The 20787-nt window shown below is 43.2% G+C and carries 16 protein-coding genes; 12 read left to right on the top strand and 4 right to left on the bottom strand.

Annotated elements, in window-relative coordinates; all coding sequences use genetic code 11:
• Nucleotides 1-386: 386 nt before the first annotated feature.
• The 12 genes from AK966_RS15035 (at nt 387) to AK966_RS14980 (ending at nt 14875) form a co-directional block, all read left to right on the top strand.
• On the top strand, nt 387-1787 hold the full coding sequence (locus tag AK966_RS15035; RefSeq protein WP_099079380.1) for a TIGR03013 family XrtA/PEP-CTERM system glycosyltransferase: 1401 nt from the start codon (nt 387-389) through the stop codon (nt 1785-1787).
• A 4-nt stretch (nt 1788-1791) separates the two neighbouring features.
• On the top strand, nt 1792-2718 hold the full coding sequence (locus AK966_RS15030) for an XrtA system polysaccharide deacetylase (RefSeq protein WP_119464464.1): 927 nt from the start codon (nt 1792-1794) through the stop codon (nt 2716-2718).
• On the top strand, nt 2660-3703 hold the full coding sequence (locus tag AK966_RS15025) for a FemAB family XrtA/PEP-CTERM system-associated protein (protein ID WP_099079382.1): 1044 nt from the start codon (nt 2660-2662) through the stop codon (nt 3701-3703). Before AK966_RS15030 ends, AK966_RS15025 begins: the two co-directional genes overlap by 59 nt.
• Before the next feature lie 3 nt (nt 3704-3706).
• The gene (locus tag AK966_RS15020) at nt 3707-4924 is read left to right on the top strand and encodes a TIGR03087 family PEP-CTERM/XrtA system glycosyltransferase (RefSeq protein WP_119464463.1); all 1218 of its coding nucleotides are present in this window, start codon (nt 3707-3709) and stop codon (nt 4922-4924) included.
• The gene (xrtA, locus tag AK966_RS15015; RefSeq protein WP_099079384.1) at nt 4917-6353 is read left to right on the top strand and encodes an exosortase A; all 1437 of its coding nucleotides are present in this window, start codon (nt 4917-4919) and stop codon (nt 6351-6353) included. Before AK966_RS15020 ends, xrtA begins: the two co-directional genes overlap by 8 nt.
• 14 nt (nt 6354-6367) lie before the next feature.
• Nucleotides 6368-8248, top strand: coding sequence for an XrtA/PEP-CTERM system amidotransferase (locus AK966_RS15010; protein WP_099079385.1), 1881 nt, complete (start codon nt 6368-6370; stop codon nt 8246-8248).
• 6 nt (nt 8249-8254) lie between these two features.
• The gene (locus tag AK966_RS15005; RefSeq protein WP_119464462.1) at nt 8255-9481 is read left to right on the top strand and encodes a glycosyltransferase family 4 protein; all 1227 of its coding nucleotides are present in this window, start codon (nt 8255-8257) and stop codon (nt 9479-9481) included.
• Nucleotides 9474-10628 carry an acyltransferase gene (locus tag AK966_RS15000; RefSeq protein ID WP_182852708.1) on the top strand — a complete coding sequence of 385 codons (1155 nt, stop codon included), beginning with the start codon at nt 9474-9476 and terminating at the stop codon, nt 10626-10628. Before AK966_RS15005 ends, AK966_RS15000 begins: the two co-directional genes overlap by 8 nt.
• Nucleotides 10594-11763, top strand: a complete 1170-nt coding sequence (locus AK966_RS14995; protein ID WP_099079387.1) for a glycosyltransferase — start codon at nt 10594-10596, stop codon at nt 11761-11763. The genes AK966_RS15000 and AK966_RS14995 overlap by 35 nt, the downstream gene beginning before the upstream one ends.
• 15 nt (nt 11764-11778) lie before the next feature.
• Nucleotides 11779-12876 (top strand): glycosyltransferase family 4 protein, encoded by a 1098-nt coding sequence (locus AK966_RS14990; RefSeq protein ID WP_119464460.1) that lies wholly within the window; start codon nt 11779-11781, stop codon nt 12874-12876.
• Between the two features lie 12 nt (nt 12877-12888).
• Nucleotides 12889-13779, top strand: coding sequence for a glycosyltransferase family A protein (locus AK966_RS14985; protein ID WP_099079389.1), 891 nt, complete (start codon nt 12889-12891; stop codon nt 13777-13779).
• Between the two features lie 73 nt (nt 13780-13852).
• On the top strand, nt 13853-14875 hold the full coding sequence (locus AK966_RS14980) for a glycosyltransferase (RefSeq protein ID WP_099079390.1): 1023 nt from the start codon (nt 13853-13855) through the stop codon (nt 14873-14875).
• 78 nt (nt 14876-14953) lie between these two features.
• On the opposite strand, the gene AK966_RS14975 is transcribed toward AK966_RS14980, so the two are convergent.
• Genes AK966_RS14975 through AK966_RS14960 form a run of 4 tightly spaced genes read right to left on the bottom strand, consistent with a single transcriptional unit; the run spans nt 14954 to nt 20605 of the window.
• On the bottom strand, nt 14954-16165 hold the full coding sequence (locus AK966_RS14975; RefSeq protein ID WP_182852704.1) for a CDP-glycerol glycerophosphotransferase family protein: 1212 nt from the start codon (nt 16163-16165) through the stop codon (nt 14954-14956).
• A gap of 56 nt (nt 16166-16221) precedes the next feature.
• Nucleotides 16222-17001, bottom strand: a complete 780-nt coding sequence (locus AK966_RS14970) for an NTP transferase domain-containing protein (RefSeq protein ID WP_119464458.1) — start codon at nt 16999-17001, stop codon at nt 16222-16224.
• Nucleotides 16998-17627, bottom strand: a complete 630-nt coding sequence (locus tag AK966_RS14965; protein WP_119464457.1) for a gamma-glutamyl-gamma-aminobutyrate hydrolase family protein — start codon at nt 17625-17627, stop codon at nt 16998-17000. Before AK966_RS14965 ends, AK966_RS14970 begins: the two co-directional genes overlap by 4 nt.
• Nucleotides 17624-20605: a PEP-utilizing enzyme gene (locus tag AK966_RS14960; RefSeq protein WP_182852702.1), complete on the bottom strand. Its 2982-nt coding sequence runs from the start codon at nt 20603-20605 to the stop codon at nt 17624-17626. Before AK966_RS14960 ends, AK966_RS14965 begins: the two co-directional genes overlap by 4 nt.
• Nucleotides 20606-20787: the final 182 nt, after the last annotated feature.

Below are 20787 nucleotides of genomic sequence, written 5' to 3'. Positions count from 1 at the left end.
GAAATGCAAAAGTAAAATGTCAGTTACACCCAACATTGTTTTCAGTGGCACCACTCTTTTACCTATTTACATTGTGTAATACTACTCTTCAACATGCTTCCTTAACCTTCTGATTACCAAAATAATTACGGCGAGATTATCCAAATTAAGTAGGACACTACAAACCGCTACATTAAGATCTGAATCCTAATTGTGATTCGTTCATCACGGATTTACTTGAGTCATTAGGCGAACTGTCTTCTACAAGCAAACACTAAACTAAAGTGAAAATAGTCTAATATTGCATTGGATCTAACAACAAAACCCGTCTAAGTTTCATAAGTGTGTGACTCCCAAAATGTATTTAATTTGCTTTAGTGAGTTCTTAATTATGTCAGGGATAGGATATGTCGAGCGCTAAATTTCACGGATTGAATACCAATAATACTTTAATGATAGTTACTGATTTCATGGTGGTTTTTTTCAGTTTCATACTGACAATATTCTGCGCGAAGTTGTTCACGAGTGACTTTTATTTAAGTAATTCTAATATTGATGTTTATGTGCAATTCTTCATCTTTGCTCTGCCTTTACATTTAACGCTGTTAGGTGTTGGTTTATACAACGAAAAACTCAGGGAAACCTTTTATGGCATTCTAATTCGAATATTTGTCGCTGTTTTATTGGCTTATATATTAACCAGACTACTAAGCCATTTATTTATTGCAGACTTTTTCCCTCATTCATTCAATGAGTTATTATCCGTCTTCGCATTTTTTTCGCTGTCGATCTGCCGCTTTATCATGTTAAAGCTAGGGTTGAATCAATTGGTTAAGCGACGCATCCTAATCCTTGGTTCAGGGAAAAGGGCAAGTATCATTGAGCAATGTATGCGCCGTAGCTCCGATCGTATTGGGCTTGATTTTGTCGGTTTTGTCACTATTGAAGGCGATGCCCAGCAACAGATAAATGACGAACAAGTCATCAAAATCTCAGAACCGATTGATACTTTTGTAAGGCATAAGCAGATTGATGAACTCGTTATTGCAATTGATGAACGTCGAAATAACCTGCCCTTTGAAGAATTGCTCCGCTTAAAACAAGTGGGAGTGCAAATTACCGACATCATTGAATTTGTTGAGCGAGAAACTGGGCAAGTCGCCGTCAACTACCTCAACCCATCTTGGTTTCTTTTCCAGAACCATCGCTCAAAGAACCAATTGAGAACAAACTTGTATTGGTTGTTCAATGGTGCGATCGCGATTTCAATCGCTCTATTAACCCTCCCAGTGATGGCACTTACTGTGGTGGCCATCAAACTAGAAGGCGGGCGACATTTTCCTATCCTGTACTCTCAAGAGCGAGTCGGACTAAACGGCAGACGTTTCTTTATATACAAATTTACGAGCATGCGTACTGACGCAGAAAAAAATGGTGTTCAGTGGGCGCAACAAGATGACCCCCGAGTAACTAAAGTCGGTAAGTTCATTCGGAAATTTCGTATTGATGAACTTCCACAGCTCTACAACGTCATTATCGGTGACATGTACTTCGTTGGTCCGAGGCCAGAGAGACCACAATTTACTCAAGGCTTTAGTAGCTCCATTCCCTATTACAATCAAAGACACAATGTTAAACCAGGTTTAACAGGTTGGGCGCAGCTAAAGTATCCCTATGGCAGCAGTGAAAAGGACGCATTAGAAAAGTTGAAATTCGATCTTTACTACATAAGAAACCGCAACTTTACCTTGGATCTTTTAATTTTATTGAAGACATCCGAGATTATCCTCTTTGGAAAAGGTAGATAGCCGTATGACTGATTTACCAAGCAACGATCACTCTATAGCGCAGTGTGCGATGACCGTCGATGTTGAGGATTATTTTCAAGTAGCAGCCTTTGACAAAGTAATCAAACGTTCAGAATGGGGGACTAAGTACCCTCTACGAATCGAGCGAAGTACGAATAGGATCCTCGAAATTTTCTCAGAACATAATGTAAAGGCAACTTTTTTTATGTTGGGGTGGGTCGCTAATTCATGCCCACAATTGGCTAGAGCAATCACAGAGAACGGGCATGAACTAGCTAGCCATGGCTTCAATCACGAAAGAGCCACCTCTCAGTCCCCAATCGTGTTTAGACAAGATGTTCAACGTAGTAAAGCGTTGCTAGAAGATATAACTGGTGGCCAGATTAAGGGCTATCGAGCACCAAGTTTCTCGATCAACCCACAGAATGAATGGGCATTTAGTGTTTTGGCTGAATTGGGTTTTCTCTACAGCAGTAGTACTTACCCAGTTAAACACGACCATTATGGCGCGCTAGATTGGCCGAAATTGAAGTATCGTCGGCCTGAGGGAATTTACGAAATTCCCATACCGACGTTACATAAATTCAATCGCAGCGTCCCAATTGGCGGGGGTGGTTTTTTCAGACTCTACCCCTACGATTTGAGTAAAGTGTTGATTAACCGCTTTATTCGCGAGACTGGTTTGCCTTATAGCTTTTATTTTCACCCTTGGGAAATCGATCACCAGCAACCTCGCATCGCTGGGATAACCCTGAAATCTCAATTTCGCCACTATCTGAATCTTAATCGAATGGAAGCTCGTATTCAGCACCTATTAACGGATTTTTCATGGAATACGATGAGCCATGTTTTCCAACTGGATGGACTAACGGATGACTCAAAATCTACAAATCAGAAAAATGACTCAACAAGATATGTTGGCCTGGGATAAGTACGTTGACCATCATCAAGACGGTACGTTTTTTCACCTTACCGGTTGGTACACAGTCATACACTCTGTTTTCAAACATAAACCACAATACCTGCTCGCGGAACGCGACCACAACATCGTGGGTGTGTTGCCTCTTTTTGAGCAGAAAAGTGCGATTTTTGGCCACGCGCTGATATCGACACCTTTTTGTGTCTATGGTGGCGTGCTCGCTGACTCTGATGCCATTCGACATAAACTCGAAAAATCAGCACTTGAGCTTGGCGCGTCTTTAAATGTCGACTATGTAGAGCTACGCGATAAAACGCCCCGTGAATCAGAAGGGCCTTGGGTGGCACATTGCCAGCACGCAACGTTTTCATCCGTACTTAGTGATTCTCCCGATCAAATCCTAACTGACATTAAGCGAAAGCAAAGAGCGGTCATTCGCCACTCGCTTAAAAACAACCTGAAATGGGATAACAAAGACGACACGTCGTGCTGCTACGATGTGTATGCTCAAAGCGTTCACAACCTTGGCACTCCCGTCTTCAACAAAAAGCTTTTCGATTCACTAAAAGAAACGTTCGCTGAGCGATGCGAGACACTTGTTATCCATAATGATAAAGATACTCCAGTATCGAGTGTGCTCAGTTTCTACTACAAAGATACAGTACTTCCCTATTACGGAGGCGGTACTCACGATGCTCGAGATTTAAAGAGCAATGATTATATGTACTATCAACTTATGTGCATCGCTAAGGACAAGGGCATGACACAGTTTGACTTCGGTCGAAGCAAAAAAGATTCAGGCTCCTACCAGTACAAAAAACACTGGGGTATGCAGGAGAATAATCTTCACTATCGTATTGCACTAATCAAAGCCAAAAACTTACCGAACCTGTCACCAAACAACCCTAAATATCGGATACTAATAGGGTTATGGAAGAAAATGCCGTTAAGCCTTTCTCGTCAAATAGGGCCCCAACTTTCCAAATATTTAGGCTAGAACATGAAAGAACCGCTACTGTACTTGTGTCATCGTATTCCGTATCCCCCGAACAAGGGGGACAAAATCACGACATTCAATGTTCTGAAGTTCTTGAACAAACACTATGACGTATATGTGGGCTGCTTTATCGATGACCCAAACGACAAACAGTACACTGACAACGTTGCTAAGTTGTGCAAAGAATGTTTTTTTGTCGACCTCAATCCTACCCTAGCCAAAATAAAAGGATTAACTGCATTTGGTCGGGGTGAACCGATCACCTTACCCTATTACCGCAGTTCTAAAATGCAGAGCTGGGTTAATCGAACCATCGCAGAGCACAGCATCACTAAAGCTTTTATATACTCAGGCTGCATGGCGCAATATGTACTCAGGCCCGAATCACCAACCTTATATAAAGTGATGCAGTTTGCGGATATTGATTCTGATAAGTGGCGTCAATATGCATGTTCCTCAAACGGGGTCATGAGCAAAATTTACATGCGTGAATACCAGGCTCTCGAAGGGTATGAAAAATACGTTGCAGATAAATTCGAGGTTAGTTGCTTTATCTCGGATGCAGAAGCTTCTCTTTTTAAGGAAATGGTGGACGACCATATTCAACCAAAAATTAAAACCTTAAGTAATGGTATCGACAGTGAATACTTCTCACCGTCAGCTATCGCGAACCTAAATGAAGGTTTTTCCGTTCAAGATGACAACTATATTGTCTTTACCGGCGCAATGGATTATCGACCTAACATCGAGACCGTAACGTGGTTTACTCATCATGTTTGGTCTGAAGTCATTAAACAGTGCCCAGATAGCAAGTTTTATATTGTCGGTTCCTCCCCCCCTAAACAGGTGTTGGAACTGTCCTCATTTTCTGGCGTTATTGTCACTGGTCGTGTCGATGATGTTAGACCTTACCTCGCACATGCTAAAGCGGCTGTCGCTCCTATGCAGATGGCTAGAGGAATCCAGAATAAAATTTTAGAAGCGATGGCAATGGAAAGGCCTGTACTTACGTCAAACCGTGGTATCGAAGGATTGGAAGGGTGCCCTAATGAAAACCTGTATGTCACCGATTCAGAACAAAATATGAGAGCATGGGTGATCAATAAGTTAGAGAGCCCTCCCCTTAACGCCACTGATTCTAGAGTGTGGTTAGAGCAAAATTACAGCTGGGAAGCAAAACTGACCCCTTTGCTGCATTATTTGGGAGCTCGCGGTGATTAAGCTACCCATATATCGCTTTATTCTCCCCCTTATCACTTGGGCTTTTGTTTACCATGAGTCTATAGAAAGCATGGTCACGGTATGGTCGCAATCTAAAACTTATGAACATGGCTTTATTATTGTTCCAATCTCTCTATGGCTCACTTGGCGTAAAAGAGACCAGATCAAGCAAACCCCGTTGGGGAGCAGCTGGATCCCTGTCGTTCTCTTTATATTCCCGACACTGTGCTGGATGTTCGGAAAGGCGGCAGATGTCGCGCTGCTTGAGCATATTGCCGCTATTTTCAGCTTGCAGCTAATACTTTGGGCGTTACTAGGGACTCCCCTAACGAAGATCCTGTTTTTCCCAATATTTTATCTAATTTTCTGTATTCCTTTTGGTGAAGAGCTCGTTCCCTATCTTCAGGTCATTACCGCTGATATCACCGTGTTTGCCCTACAACTCTCAAATATTCCTGTTTATCGTGAAGGGTTATTCCTCGAGATACCTAATGGCCAGTTTGAAGTGGCCGAAGCGTGTTCAGGAATACGATTCCTAATTTCTAGCCTCGCACTCGGGACCTTATTCGCTTACCTCAGCTTCAATAAATGGTGGAAGATACTCATTTTTGTCGGGTTCTCGTTTATTTTTCCGATTATCGCAAATGGCATCCGAGCTTACGGCATTGTGCTCATCGGCTACTTAAGTGACATGAAGTATGCCACTGGCGCGGATCACTTAGTTTACGGGTGGGTCTTCTTCGCTTTCGTCATCGGCATCATCTTCTATATCTCTGATAAGTTTGCCGACAACCCGCGATCTTCGGCTACGTCACAGAAACCGAACCATGTGATTCGAACGCCGGCCAAAACATTGACTATGTCGATATGCTTTACCGCCGTTTTGTTCCTACAATTCAAATGGGAAGCGTCTTTACAAAAAACCGACCAGCAAGCCGTCTCTCCAATTCGTTTACCTGACCAGATAACTGAAGTTCATTCGTCAGTGTGGGGGATCTCTTTCCCGCAGGCACTAACAGTAACGAGGGGCGTCACGCCTGACGGTCGAGTTGAATACTTTTCAGCAAGATATTCCATCCGTCAGAAGCATGGGGAATTAATTAGCTCAGTTAATCACCTCTATGACCAGAATAAATGGGCGCTGAACTCAAACTCGAAACACGTCATTTCACCACAGGTTATTGATGCCTTTAATGCAACGCAACTCACTATCGCTAATCATTACGGCGAGTCAATGAAAGTCCTTTACTGGTATTGCATCGATAATGTCTGTTCGAGTAACCCACTAGAAATAAAACTAATCAAAGCAACGAAATTGATGACTGAACGGTCGGGCACAGCAGATATATTGGCGTTGGCAAGTTTCGATTTGACAGACGAACAACTTCAAGCACTCGCGAAGGCATGGATGGCCAACGGAGACTACTAACAGGGAATCATGTTATGTGTGGAATATCCGGAATATTTAATCTTGAGACCAATGCAGCGATTGACGAGAGCCTATTAAAACATATCAATCGAGTGCAATCTCACCGAGGGCCTGATGATGAAGGTTACTTCATTGATAGCGACGTTGGCTTAGGTCATCGTAGATTATCAATCATTGACCTCAGTAGTGGACAGCAGCCTATTTTCAATGAAGATCAATCCGTTTGCGTTGTCTTTAACGGCGAGATTTACAACTTCGAATCATTAGTTGCTGAGCTGTCATGTCTTGGCCATCGCTTCTCTACTCATAGTGATACTGAAGTCATTGTTCATGCTTGGGAAGAATGGGGAGTCAAATGTCTTGAACGCTTTCGCGGGATGTTTGCGTTTGCACTGTGGGACAGGAACAAAAAGCGACTTTTTTTAGCGAGAGATAGGCTCGGCAAAAAGCCTCTTTACTACACCAAAACCACATCAGGCCAATTCATTTTTGGTTCTGAGCTCAAGGTATTACTCGCCCATCCAGACGTCGACACAAGGTTACGCGAGCAGATGGCAGAAGAGTTCTTTATGTATGGCTACATACCTGAGCCATTCAGCGCATACAAAAACGTTTATAAGCTCAACGCCGGCCACTATATGCTGTTAGAGCCTTGCACAAAAATCCAACAAACTCGTTACTGGGATCTACCCGTGCCCACCAAAACTCATTCATGGGAAGATGTTCAAACCGAACTGATCGAGCGGCTAAATGAGTCTGTCAGAATTCGCCTGCTCTCCGATGTACCTTTGGGGGCTTTTCTGTCCGGTGGCGTGGATTCAAGTGCTATCACTGCCCTGATGGCTGGCCTGCAAGAAACCCCGGTCAACACGTGTGCAATAGGCTTTAATGAACGTGACTATGACGAAAGTGACTATGCCAACCAAATAGCCGTGAGGTACCAGACCAACCACATAAGCCAAATCGTCTCCTCAAACGATTACCATTTAATAGACAGGCTCAGTACCATTTATGATGAACCTTTTGCCGATAGCTCAGCACTCCCTACCTACCAAGTGTGCCAACTGGCACGGCAAAACGTAAAAGTTGCTTTATCCGGCGATGGCGGTGATGAAGTCTTCGCTGGCTACCGACGTCAAAGAATGCATTTAACCGAACAGCGTCTTAGAGATAAAATCCCCCTACATTTACGCAAATCTCTATTTGGTGGCTTAGCAAGCGTCTACCCTAAAGCCGACTGGGCTCCCAAGCCACTACGAGCAAAAACCACATTACAATCACTGGCGATGAATACGGTCGAGGCATACGCCAACACCATGTCAAAACTGCGAGCAGAACAAAGGCATCAACTTTTTCATCCCGATTATTTGCGTCGCCTCAATGGCTACTCCGGTTTAGAGATCATGCGGCAGCATGCTAAGGCGGCACCAACCGATGATCCGTTAAAGCAGATCCAATATTTAGACATCAAAACTTGGCTTCCAGGAGACATATTAACCAAGGTGGATAGAGCCAGCATGGCGCATTCGTTGGAAGTTCGTTCGCCGCTACTCGACCATGTCTTTGTGGAATGGGCATTCTCAATTAAGAGTACGGACAATATCCGAGGCACCGAAGGAAAATACGCCTTCAAGAAAGCGCTTGAACCCTATGTGGACTCAAACATTCTCTACCGCCCAAAAATGGGATTTAGCATTCCTATCGCCGAGTGGTTTAGAGGACCGTTAAAGCACAGCCTCAGCTCAACCATACTTTCTGAAAATATGCTCGACAGTGGTTTTTTTTCTGCCGACACGCTTAAAAAAATGATTAATGAGCATATCGAAGGAAAGAGTAATCACGCCGACGCCCTTTGGTGCCTGCTGATGTTTGCAAAGTTTATGAATAGGCAGTAGTGATAAATGAAGATATTGACAGTAACAACCTTATTCCCTTACGCCAATAACCCAAAGCATGGTGTGTTTATCGAAACTCGGCTACGTCACTTAAAGCAGCATTTTCCTGACGTTGAAATAAAGGTTATCGCTCCGATTCCTTGGTTTCCATTTCGCCAGCCAATGTTTGGTGCGTATGCTTCTTATGCCAATGCTCCACTGCATGAAAATCGTTTTGGGATGGATGTCTACCACCCTCGTTACGTTGTCGTGCCTAAAATTGGAATGACACTCACTCCACATACACTCGCTAATACAATATATAAAAAAGCAGCGGAACTTATCCAGCAAGGCTTTGATTTTGACATAATTGATGGCCACTACTTCTATCCAGATGGGGTGGCCATATCACAAGCTGCAGAAAAACTGGGTAAACCCTTTACAGTCACAGCTCGAGGGACGGATATCAACCTTATTCCCGAATTCACAAAGCCTAAAAAAGATATCCAGGCGGTCCTTAAACGTAGCGATCACAACATGGCGGTTTGTGAAGCGTTAAGGAAGGAGATGATAACGCTGGGAGCGGAACCTAACTCGGTAACCACACTGAGAAATGGTGTGGATCTAGAGCTATTTTCCTATGTGGACGAGTTAAAACAAACCGCACTAAGAGCAGAGCTCAATCTGCCGCAGGATAAACCTATCATCATTTCTGTCGGTCATCTTATTGAACGCAAAGGCCATCACTTCGTTATCGAGTCATTACGACAGCTGCCCAGTGTCTTGCTTCTTATCGCTGGCAATGGACCAGACGAAAATCAACTCAAACAACAGGTCATAAAAAATCAGCTGCAAGATCGCGTCATTTTCCTCGGTAGTCTTAGTCAAAGTGAGCTTGCGAACTACTACGGAGCAGCTAACGCGCTTGTCTTGGCATCAAGCCGTGAAGGGTGGGCGAACGTTCTATTAGAGTCCATGGCCTGTGGAACCCCTGTCGTGGCAACAAATATCTGGGGGACACCGGAAGTGGTTCAAAATATACAGGCCGGTGTCCTTGTTGACAGAGATTCGAACTCGATCGCTCAAGGCGTACAGCATCTGCTAGAAAATCCCCCACAGCGAAATCACACTCGTCTTTACGCAGAACAGTTTGATTGGTTCACCACTTCTCAAGGGCAATACGATGTATTCTCTTCACTTCTAGAAAGACAGTTTGAAGCCCAACGGAATGACGGCGGGGTCCAATATGAATAAGTCGCCTAGCAAGGATGGAGATGCTACATCCCAGGAAGTAAGGACCGTTCAGATACTTAGAGGGCTCGCTGCACTGATTGTTATGATCGGTCATACTGTTGGGAAATTGAAGCATGAATACTCGCAGGAGGCAATGCCAGACCTCTTTCTATCTATATGGAAGGTCAGTGCACTCGGTGTGGACGTATTTTTCATTCTAAGTGGTATTGTCATGGTACTGGTTACACGAGATTCTCAGAATAAAAGTAATGACATAAAATGCTTTGTCATTAAAAGAGTGTTCAGGATTTACCCAATCTATTGGCTTGCTTTTATCGCTTACCTGTCTTTGTTATCACTGAGTAACATGCTCAACACACAACCTCTACTAGGGCATGTAGAGCTACAGCCTTTAATAACTTCTCTCCTTCTGTTACCGACAACGAATAATGGTAGTTACTATCCTTATCTAGGCATCGCTTGGACACTCGTGTTCGAAATGTTTTTTTACATGGTCTATGCTGCGTTATTAACTTTAAAAATCCAAAGCAGGTTACTGACCCTAAACATTATTTTTGTCTTCCTTGCGCTCACTAATTTTGTCTTATCCTCTACTTTTAGTAGTGCATATATACACTACTACACAAACCCAATAATTTTGGAGTTCATTGCGGGTTGCTGGATCGGCTACCTTTATAAAAAGGGTGTACTTTTAGGCAAAACTCTCGCTATTCCTCTTGCTATCATAGCCCTGATTTTACTCAGTCTGTCATCTCATTTAGAAGCACCTTACGTGTCTTTCTATAACCTAAATCCATGGCGTTTTATAATATGGGGGATGCCATCAATAATGCTTGTTTACGCGATTGTTTCGTCCGAGCACTTATTCCAAGCAAACGCTTTTAGACCAATGGTTGCGTTAGGTAACGCCTCATACTCACTTTACCTGTTTCATGCGGCACTTTTCCTTCCAGTACTTGGCCTTATTTTTTCCACGTTAGATGTGTATGCTTACATAGACGTTTATACCTCTACGGCCGTTCTTTCCATTCTCTGCATAGCAGGCTCATACTTAATTTACTCACTCATTGAACGCCCTTTAGCTTCAATACTCAAAAGAAGGATGTTGTGTAATGAAGATACTTTATCACCACAGAATCGCGTCTAAAGATGGCCAGTATGTCCATGTGGAAGAAATCATTAATGCCCTTGAAAGCCTTGGTCATCAAATTATTGTCGTTGGTCCAAATGTCTCCGAGGAGGCGGAGTTTGGCAGCGACGGTGGATGGGTATCAAAGCTAAGAAGTGTATTACCGAAAGCGTGCTCGGAAGTGTTGGAGTTTGGCTATGCGTTTTATGTCTTTTTCAAGTTGCTACTTGCTGCTATTAAGCACCGCCCCGATGCTATTTATGAACGCTATAACTTATTTTTGCCAGCTGGAATTTGGGTCAAGAAACTCCTTCGCCTTAAGCTCATTCTGGAAGTGAACTCCCCTCTTTACGACGAACGAAAGCAATACGGAGGCATCACACTAAAACCGCTGGCAAAATGGAGTGAGGTGTATACGTGGCGTAATGCCGATCATGTGTGCCCTGTTACCCATGTGCTCGCTCGCTATATCCTGCAAGTGGGCGTTCCAGCAGACCAAATTACGGTGATCCCCAATGGCATTGACCCTCAAAAGTTCTATCCAACCACTCAGCATGATCGAAATCGTAAATTTGAAAATCAGCTAACCATCGGTTTTGTTGGCTTTTGCCGGGAGTGGCATCAGCTAGATAAATTACTATCCTTGATAGCAGAGCCTGAAAATAACCATTTAATGCTACTTGTCGTGGGTGACGGCCCCGCTGCTGCAACGCTACAGCAACAAGCCCAACAGTTAGGCATTGAAGACCGTTTTCACGTCACTGGTTTAATAGAGAGAAACGATATGCCAGGTTGGCTAGACCAAATTGACATCGCTCTTCAACCTGCTGCAACACCATGGTCATCACCACTTAAGCTCATCGAGTACTTAGCAAAAGGGAAAGCCATTGTCGCACCCAATACCGAAAACATTAGAGAGCTTTTATGTGATAACAAAAACGCGCTTCTGTACGACATGAGCTCACCTGATGACATTTTAGTATGCGTGAAACGAATTCTCGCCGATGAAACCCTGCGGAAACAACTGCAGCTTGAAGCAACAAAAACCATTCAAGATAAGAAGTTGACCTGGCTGAACAATGCGAAACGTATCGAACATATATTTTCAGATATAACGTCTAAGGTATCGATACCGTTTAAGGAAACCGAGTAACGCAAGGAACTGCATGTGAACAAACTGGATAAAAGACTCCACATCGCTTTTTTGATTAATGATATAACAGCTCTTGGTGGTACAGAAAGGATGTGTACTATGATATCAAATGAACTCTTCGCCGCCGGGTTTGATGTGACGATCATCAGTCACCATGAATCAAAAACAACACCTTTTTTCTTTCTCAATGAATCGGTGAAAAGAGAACAGCTGTTCGATGCATCGAAGTCGTCCCTTCACCATCTCACGCTGCCTTTCGCTATTTCTCGCATGATCTCACAACTTAAGCCTGACCTTATTATCAGCTGTGACACACAAATGTGCCTGTATTCATCGATACCACTGCTGCGCAAAAATCACGTAGCTTGGGAACACTTCAACTCTGGAATTAGCACCAGATTTGGTAGTCGTTGGTTTGGCCGTCGACTTGCCTCGCTCTTGTGCAAAAAAATCATTGTGCTAACAGCAACGGATAAAAGACATTGGATAAATACGCTTCAAACCAACCCTGACAAAGTGGTCGTTATTCCTAATCCCCTACCCATTGAACGACCTAAGAATTGGAACCACTCGGAGAGGAAGAACATCGTATTGGCAGTAGGACGAATGACCGCTCAAAAGGGATTTGATTTACTCATTAGAGCTTGGGCCCAAATCGAACGAGAATCAAAGAAAAACTGGACACTAAGAATCGTGGGACCCACTGGGAGTGCGAAACCTGAGCTCGAAAAACTTATACGTGAATACCAGCTGGAACAGAGTGTCGAGCTTGTTGCTGAGTCCACTCACATCGAGAATGAGTATCAACAAGCAGCGATGTATGTGCTGAGTTCACGCTATGAAGGATTTGGGCTGACCTTGATAGAAGCGATGGGCCAAGGGCTTCCCGTTATTGCGTTCAATTGTCCGATGGGGCCTTCAGAAATCATTGCCGACAAATATGGCAAATTACTGCCAGAGCATAATATTGAACAACTGGCAGAGTGTATTAACAGCTTCTTGCTCAGTCCTCAACTTCGTGATGAATATGGCAAACTTGCCTACACACGTTCAGAGGAATACACACCTATCAATATCATCAACAAATGGACATCGATGATCCACCAACTATGAAGGCCTGCAACTATGAGTAAAGTGACAAAAAAAATCCGAATTAATGTGCTCGCTTATAATGAAGCAGATTTCATCGAGCGCTGTCTCAACTCTATCGATCAGTCTTTGTTCGCGCTGAGTAACATGGATGCAGAGGTCAACATCATCTGCAATGGATGTCGTGACGATACATACCCAGTAACTCAACGATACTGCCAAAATAAGGACGGTTGGCAAAGCTTCGACATCCCGCTAGGAGACAAGGCGAACGCCTGGAACTATGCAATCGAATTAGGCAACGATACCCCTCTCATGACTATTTTCATTGATGGAGACTGCACGATTACACCAGGTTCACTCATCAGTATCATGCAGTCATATGATGCTCACCCCGATTGCTACATCATCGCAGGCATACCAAAGACTCAAGGAAGAACGACAGATCACATCATCACAAATACACTAAAAGGAGAGGCGCTAAGCGGAGCGTTCTACGCTGTTACTCCGCTTTTTGTCGAGAAGTTGCAAAAGTTAGACTTTAGGCTACCTGTTGGGTTAATTGGTGATGACAGCCTTTTAGCTTGGGCCGCCAGCCATGATTTTAGACTATCCAATGGTTTTTCCTATGGCTTCATGCGCGGATGTGAAGGTGCCGAATTTTATTATCATCGGCTAACACCAACCAGTTTAAAGAATATTTATCTCTATATTAGGCGATTACATCGCTATAGCCTTAGACACCTCCAACAAAGTGCCATACGAGAACATCTGAACCATTATGACAGCTTCGAATCTTTGCCAGACTCGATTGATAGTATTTACAGTAACATCAAATTCGATCACTTAAGGTTAAAGTCACCAAACAGTGTTTTCGACATGATTAACTATTTTAAAATTAAAAACTCCGCATCAATAGCTACTTAAATCATTACCTAAAAGACGAGTACGCCAAATCTCACTATGGTTTCAAACACAGAAGTTAAAATGGGACATCATCATGAATAGTCACTCTTCCGATAGAAGTAACCAAGAAACTTATGTTGTAATCATCAGCGGAAACTCTCTTGGATTGGAAAATGATTCATTAGTACTTCAGTCTGCTCTAAAAAAAGCGTACCCCTGCATTTCCTCAAAAGTACTCTTGGGAAAGAAAAGTTTCTTAAACAAGGCATTGAGTATCGCCAGTCTCTTTCTAGAGAGAACTCGTGGTAAGGTGTTGGTGTTTATTCATATGGAAGAAATTCAGGCTAAATTGCTCTGGCTTGCAACACAAAATTACTTGATTCCTAATCAAGACTGGTTCCGCCCCCACACAGAGAAAACAACCTTAAGAAACGAAAAAATTGTGTTACTTTGCAAAACCAGAGACGCACTCCAAGCTTTTTCAGATATTAAAAATAGAACGCATTACTTAGGGTTTAGCTCTTTAGACCGTTATCAGTCTCACTCCCAAAAAAGTTTTAGCCGATATTTGCATCTCGCCGGAAAAAGCGAGAAAAAGGGAACATTATCTGTGATTAATTCGTGGAAAAGGCATCCTGAGTGGCCAAAACTGACTTTGCAAACCACCGTCGTTGCTCACATAGAATCAGCGAAAGACGTGAAGAATATTGACCTGATCACAACCAATCAAACTGGGGATGATTTACTCAGCTTGATGAACAGTCACGGCGTTCATATCTGTGTATCCGAAATGGAAGGCTTTGGTCACTATATCGTTGAAGCTCTCTCAACTGGTGCCGTCGTTGTCACAACAGATGGCGCACCTATGAATGAAATTGTCACACCCAACTGCGGCTTTCTGGTCAGTTGCGTCGAAGCAAATCATCAATATAGAGCGAAAGGATTCAAAATCAATGAGCCAGAATTTGAGAGTATCATCACTTCAATCACCAGAATGCCACACCACAAGCTAATGACAATATCGAAATGCAGCCGAAATAGATATCTTGAAATTACATCAACATTCGAAGGAAACGTTAAAGCTCATTTTGATCAATACATTCTTTCAAACAAATAAAGGATAGAGATAGAGATTCTTTCTTAAACCATATTGTGGACTACTCGCTTGCCTTGCCATCGTAAAATGAAAATATCACTAGTCGCCAACAACCAGCGTCTCATTCAGTATCGTCATGATCTGCGCCGTCGGTGATAATGGTGGTCTTAGCTTCTTTTGCATATCCTCATCAAACGTGACCTCATCACCTCGAATTATCGACACGATGAACCTTTCTATGTCTGATTGCTTTTCTGCTTTCAACATTGCGTCATAGCCTAACTTGCCGTAGTCATTCAGACGCTCTCTGATGTTCGGATTAAGGTAAAGTACTGGCTTACCTATGTATAAATACTCGGTGATAAATGAAGTACAATCATGGATCATGCCATCCGACTCTCTGAATAAACCCACATATTCCCCCTCTTCAAGTTGCAAATTAGGCTTGGATGACCAGAAGTTCCAATACTGATCGGTTTTTTCTTTTCCCCAGTCAGGGTGGCGATAAAGCTTCTCTTTTAGTAATGGATGGGGTTTAAAAGCAAAGTTCACTTGATCGGAATACTTGACCGCCAATGCTTTGAGGCACTCAGCGTTTTCAAGAAACGTTGCGTTGGATAAAAAGCTGCTATCAGCGATGCTGTGGTGTGGTGCAATGATGATTTTTTTGAGCGATGGGTTTATCCACGGGTTTTCATATTGGCTGTCATTATACAATGCCTCGGTCGCAGGATAGCCTACGACTACACTATTACTTCCTTCATTGTAAGCGTATTCTTGAGCAATTTTTCTATGGATCTCATTAATTTGAAAAAACTTCCATACCAGGTTTTCAGTCGGGCCATTAAAGTGAATAGCGAAATTCAAATCCAACAATTCAAAGTATGGAACATAACACGTAAGCTTATTTCTTAAGCTTGAGATAGAGTACTTCTCTAACGAGTCGTTATGTGGGTTGGTGAAGAATATCAGGTCTTGATTTATGACGTCATCCTCTTCCGCCCATTGTTCACTTGGGCAAGATCGGCTAACCCTATATCCCTTATCAACAAAGAACGCTTCGGTTTGTCTTGTGTTCGCTTCAATATCAGAAGCATTACACCTTGGGATCACCAAAATCATAGGACAATAATGGGGATGCTTATCCATCGCCTGGTAGAGCAAATCTGTTTTCCACATGCTTTTTTCAAGCACCAGAAACACTACCTTGATTTGATCGCCGTGTTTGGTCTTACGCCTAATCCGCTTTATCTCATAGTAGTGAAATGGTTTGGCGGCTAAGATTAAGAGCCGAGTTCGATGTTTTTTCACTCTCATCCATAACCAACGCACCATTGGCACTGTGCCTAAAACGTCCCTTATCATGACTACGCCTTATAAAAAGGGTCAAGCTGGTTGCGTTTGTATAGCGCCTCATAAGCATTCAAATCGTCGGTTGAGTCAATCTCTAACCATCCTGAATCCACCTCTACAGCTTTTATCTTCCAGCCTTTATTGATGAGTATCTGAAGAAAGCTAGTCATATACATATTGTAGAAATCCTTACCGTCATATAATGCCTGACGATCAAGTTTCAAATAGTCATTTACAAAGTCGCCAATCTTATCTTTTCGAATCTTGATAAGCCCAGTATATTGCCCTTGGATCTGATCATAACTTTCCGGCTTCTGACCTAACTCTAAGACGCATCCTTCCTTATCGAGCACCAAAGTCTCTGCATCGTTGAGGGGGTCATCCATCCTAATTGACCATAACTCATGCCAATTTTTGTCGACCATGAGCGCGATTTCAGCCTCCGAAGCTAGCAGTGCCTCTAAATTCGATGGGTTATAGACAATATCACCGTAGCTAATAATCAAGTCCTCTTCACACGCTTCGATGAACTCAATTGCCGAAAATAAACTTTCTACCATATTAGTTCGCTGGAAGTGCTCATTGTAACTGGTATCATAACCGAGTACTTCAAGCTGCTCAGCGCAATAGCCAGTTGCGATGTGGATATCCTTAACGCCTTGACTTTTCAAGCTATCAATTTGCCTATCCAACAACGTTCGACCTACCAAGGGAACCAGACACTTAGGCTTATTATTGGTCAAAGGGCGCAGTCGCGTCCCTTCTCCTGCCGCCAAAATTAATGCTTTAGTCATAAGATTTGTCTTTTCAGTAAGTTTATGTCTAGTTGGTTGAAACCATCGACTCTTTCAGGGTGCCACATCATCCCGAACACTTGTTTTGAAGGATGAGTAAAAGCTTCAATATTTCCCATATGGTCTGATGCGATAGGTTTCAGATGCCTAGCTAATTTTTCTGAAGGGATCCCCCAACCATGAAAACTGTTCACCAATGTTGGCAATTCAAAATCCGCATTTAAAGTAACCAACTCATGCCAGGTACCAATGTGGCCTTCAATTGGTTGAAAACCGCCACCGAAATAATGATTTATCACTTGCATCCCTCGACATACCCCAATCAAAGGCAAATCATTTTCTAATGCATATTGGATAAGTGCATGCTCAAATTCATCCCTTTCAGGCGCCGTATCGCTCGCCAAGGGGTCAAGGTCAGTGATGCTATTTCCTCCGGAGAGGATAATCCCTGACAGACCTAGCGATGTCATCAGCACCTCCACTAGGCTTGCTGGAATATTCGGTAAAGGAACAGGCAACCATTCCATCGAAATCATTAATTCATACCAACGCTGATCGATTGCATCGCGTTGTTCGTCATGGCTTTCGACAAAGTCAACGCGGTGACTTATTCCCACGAGCTTCATTTAACGACTCTCAAGGTTTGTCCCAGGCAATCCAACTCGAGCTTATGAGAAGCTAATAATGCCTCGTAAAGTTTTTCCCCTACGCCTATGGCTGCCGGTAAACCTATCTCTGCGGCTCGAATCGCCATATGCGAGTTTGCGCCGCCAAACTGAGTGATCAGCCCTGCTATTTCGTGACCAAAAAGCCAATCGTAACCAGGATCAGCCTGAGGAATCATGACGATTTTTCCTCTAAGATTGGTGTTATCATTAGAGATAGGGGCAACCTCTGCCGTAACACTTTTTAAACCAATATAGTTTGGTAATGAAGAGTGTCTCTCAAAACAATAAAATTGAGATTGATCATTAATAAATGAAGGGAGCTCGACAATCCTTGTTATCTGATAGTCCGCCTTTCTTTTCTGTATGCTCTCAAGTAAGCCCTCCGTCGTCATTCGGTTGAGTGTTAAACTTTCAATGTCACTATATGTCATATAGGAGAGGTCATCTCTGCTTAACCCAATGCTATGACCCCATTTCACCAGACTGTCTAATGCTTTGCTTAAACTCTTTGTCATTTCGAATTTAACACTTTCACGCTGTTGAGTTGCTTTCACCAAGTACTCGATGAATGCAGACGTACTAAGAACTGATTCTAACTGTTCCAACATACCACTCATGGCCAGCAGCTCACCGTCGGTAAACTGTATGTCGCAGCTTATTTGCTCTTTAGATTGCATCTCCTTCGGTATCAAGTAATGCTCAGGAAGCTCCCAATAGGCAGGCGTGGTCACTTCGTAAGTCCCTGGCCTCAAATGACCATACTGGTCTATTAACTCCCCCAAGGTGATTTCACCAGAGGAAAAACGCGCTTTATCTTTTTCAAACTGCCCCGCAACAGTGTCAAAACTACTCAAAAAACCCATGCAGCGCTCTTCCGACAAACCACCACTTTGTACCAAACTATTTAACAACGTACGAGCGACGAAACCCGCTCTTGCGGCATGAGAAAATGCCAAGGTACCATAACGCCTGCAATCATCGAGCAAGGCAAATGCTCTATCTAAATCCATCATACAGGCGTCATTAATATTCTGACGTCGCGATGTTAGGATCACGACGGGACTCACGTCGTCATCTAACCGAGTCAGCGCATTTTGCGTTATTTCTTTTAGTCCTTGTTCTAAAAAGGACAAGTCTGACTCTCGGACGCCATAAGGGAGTAAACGTGCAGATGCGTCTTGCTTAAACTCGGGCGTCCAAATCGTAAAAGCGACATCGAATTCAATTTTATCGTGCAGACTTGGGTTATTGTTCAGTATCGCGATGTAAGCATTGACGATCCTCCCCGCAGAGTCTTCAGGTACCGATTCAGGTATAAAAGAGCTAAAACTCGCTCTCACATCAACGTAAGGATGCCCAGAAAAACTGACAATTAACGGGTGTGGCCTCACGTCCTTGTAACCATACTCAGCTCTCTGTTTGGCCCAAACATCATTGGTAATAAGTTGCTGATACAGGCTTAGAGATAACGGTTTAGGCCGGGTACTAATGATTTCGGCAGGGTTCCAATCTGGCATATTGGCGAAGATTGTGGTGTCGCCGAACACAAAGGGAGGCTTAATTTGATACTCGTTATAACGGGTAACATTGGATTTTAGAGAGGTAATGATCCTGTTATTTTCGATCTCATCATCATTGCTGACTAAAACTGGCCGCACCTGAAATATATGCACTGTTCCGGAAGAGTCGACCGCAAACTCAATATCTAACTTGTCAAAACCGAGCAGTGTTTCTAGCTCTTGAACCGAAGTCAACACAGACTTGAGTTCTGGAGCCACCGTGTCGAGCGTCTCTGGATGAAATTTACTAACTAGGACGGTTCTTAATTCACCACCACAACCGGATGTCACTGACTCTGTAGATTGCGTTGTATCATCAAAATTAAACCGATAATAAGGTGCGCCGGTTTCTAGGCTACAGGTAAAGACAACACCGGACATGATGACATCTTGCAAAAACGCCTGAATAAGGATCTGTTCTTCACTCGCAAGTGACGGTCCATAAGAATCGAGCACCGTTTGTATCGCCGAGTTGAGTTGTGCCAGATCATTTCCATCAACGCCAAGAATACTATCAAATCCACCCGCGTTAGAGCTGTTCCAGTTGTCTTCGGCCTTTGAGCTGCTTCTCACCACCAGTTGCTTGTTTTCAAACTTATTTCTTATAGCTGCCAGTACTGTGGTTGAATCGATGCGCCATTCTGCTGCGGTAAAACTATACTGTTCGCCGATATAGCTGGTTTTTACGATATGTTCTAGGCGTGAAAGCGTGTCTGCTTTGGTACCCAAAATAAAATTTGCTATATCGTTTGGGGAATTAAACTCTGCCCACTCCCCCTTAACATCTTTATAATGGACGGTCAGTCCTTGCAGGCTCATGAAAGCGATAAGATCGAGCAGTTTTTTTCCTGCCATTTCTCGTTTAATGTCATGATTTGAGTCTACGATTACGTTGACGGCCCGCTCTCCGAAATACACTAAACCGGTAAATTCAAACAGTTCACTATCAACAATCAAAACTTCAGCTTTATCGATGTCTTCTTTTTTCCTGGCGTAGTACCTTTCTAACCAATGACTATCCACCGCAACGGTGATATCCGCCTCTAGTGAGATAAATTCATTAATAACATCATTTCGAAAGACAGTGTCCCCGTACGTTACGATGCAAGGTTTGTTTGAGATTGGGGCATGGAAGAAAGTATCCAGTGGCGTGGAACTTTTCCACTCTGGCGTGGCAATAAAGTTCAATTTGGGGTAAAGACCGATCACTTCCTCTATTTGATAACCTCCAAGAAAATACACATCATCAAGTCGAACTAAACTTGAAAAGCTGTGTATCTGCCAGTCCATTACTCTCGTATTCATTGAGATGTTTTTTAGTGCTGAAGGTTTGTTGCCACTCTTTGGAGCACCAGCCCCCAAAATAAACACGTTCACTCGCCACCCCCAACGTTCCATCCTTAGAACAAGCAATAATTAACTAACAGATTACTGCCGTCGTCGGGCATTGCTTTTCTTGTAACTAGGCAATCGCCCGACCAATTTCTCGCATCAGCGCTAATGGCATTCTCAAAAGCAAATAAATGCGACACTCTCATCCTTGCAAAAACCGCGAAGCT

This window comes from Vibrio sp. PID23_8, assembly GCF_003584965.1.
In the GTDB taxonomy this organism is placed as follows: domain Bacteria; phylum Pseudomonadota; class Gammaproteobacteria; order Enterobacterales; family Vibrionaceae; genus Vibrio.
This window is presented reverse-complemented; position numbering and strand designations above follow the sequence as displayed.

What these genes read in the sequence shown, in the direction of transcription:
- AK966_RS15035 (WP_099079380.1), top strand. Translation starts at nt 387, where the DNA reads ATGTCGAGCGCTAAATTTCACGGATTGAATACCAATAATACTTTAATG.
- AK966_RS15030 (WP_119464464.1), top strand. Translation starts at nt 1,792, where the DNA reads ATGACTGATTTACCAAGCAACGATCACTCTATAGCGCAGTGTGCGATG.
- AK966_RS15025 (WP_099079382.1), top strand. Translation starts at nt 2,660, where the DNA reads ATGACTCAAAATCTACAAATCAGAAAAATGACTCAACAAGATATGTTG.
- AK966_RS15020 (WP_119464463.1), top strand. Translation starts at nt 3,707, where the DNA reads ATGAAAGAACCGCTACTGTACTTGTGTCATCGTATTCCGTATCCCCCG.
- AK966_RS15010 (WP_099079385.1), top strand. Translation starts at nt 6,368, where the DNA reads ATGTGTGGAATATCCGGAATATTTAATCTTGAGACCAATGCAGCGATT.
- AK966_RS15005 (WP_119464462.1), top strand. Translation starts at nt 8,255, where the DNA reads ATGAAGATATTGACAGTAACAACCTTATTCCCTTACGCCAATAACCCA.
- AK966_RS15000 (WP_182852708.1), top strand. Translation starts at nt 9,474, where the DNA reads ATGAATAAGTCGCCTAGCAAGGATGGAGATGCTACATCCCAGGAAGTA.
- AK966_RS14995 (WP_099079387.1), top strand. Translation starts at nt 10,594, where the DNA reads ATGAAGATACTTTATCACCACAGAATCGCGTCTAAAGATGGCCAGTAT.
- AK966_RS14985 (WP_099079389.1), top strand. Translation starts at nt 12,889, where the DNA reads ATGAGTAAAGTGACAAAAAAAATCCGAATTAATGTGCTCGCTTATAAT.
- AK966_RS14980 (WP_099079390.1), top strand. Translation starts at nt 13,853, where the DNA reads ATGAATAGTCACTCTTCCGATAGAAGTAACCAAGAAACTTATGTTGTA.
- AK966_RS14970 (WP_119464458.1), bottom strand. Translation starts at nt 17,001, where the DNA reads ATGACTAAAGCATTAATTTTGGCGGCAGGAGAAGGGACGCGACTGCGC.
- AK966_RS14965 (WP_119464457.1), bottom strand. Translation starts at nt 17,627, where the DNA reads ATGAAGCTCGTGGGAATAAGTCACCGCGTTGACTTTGTCGAAAGCCAT.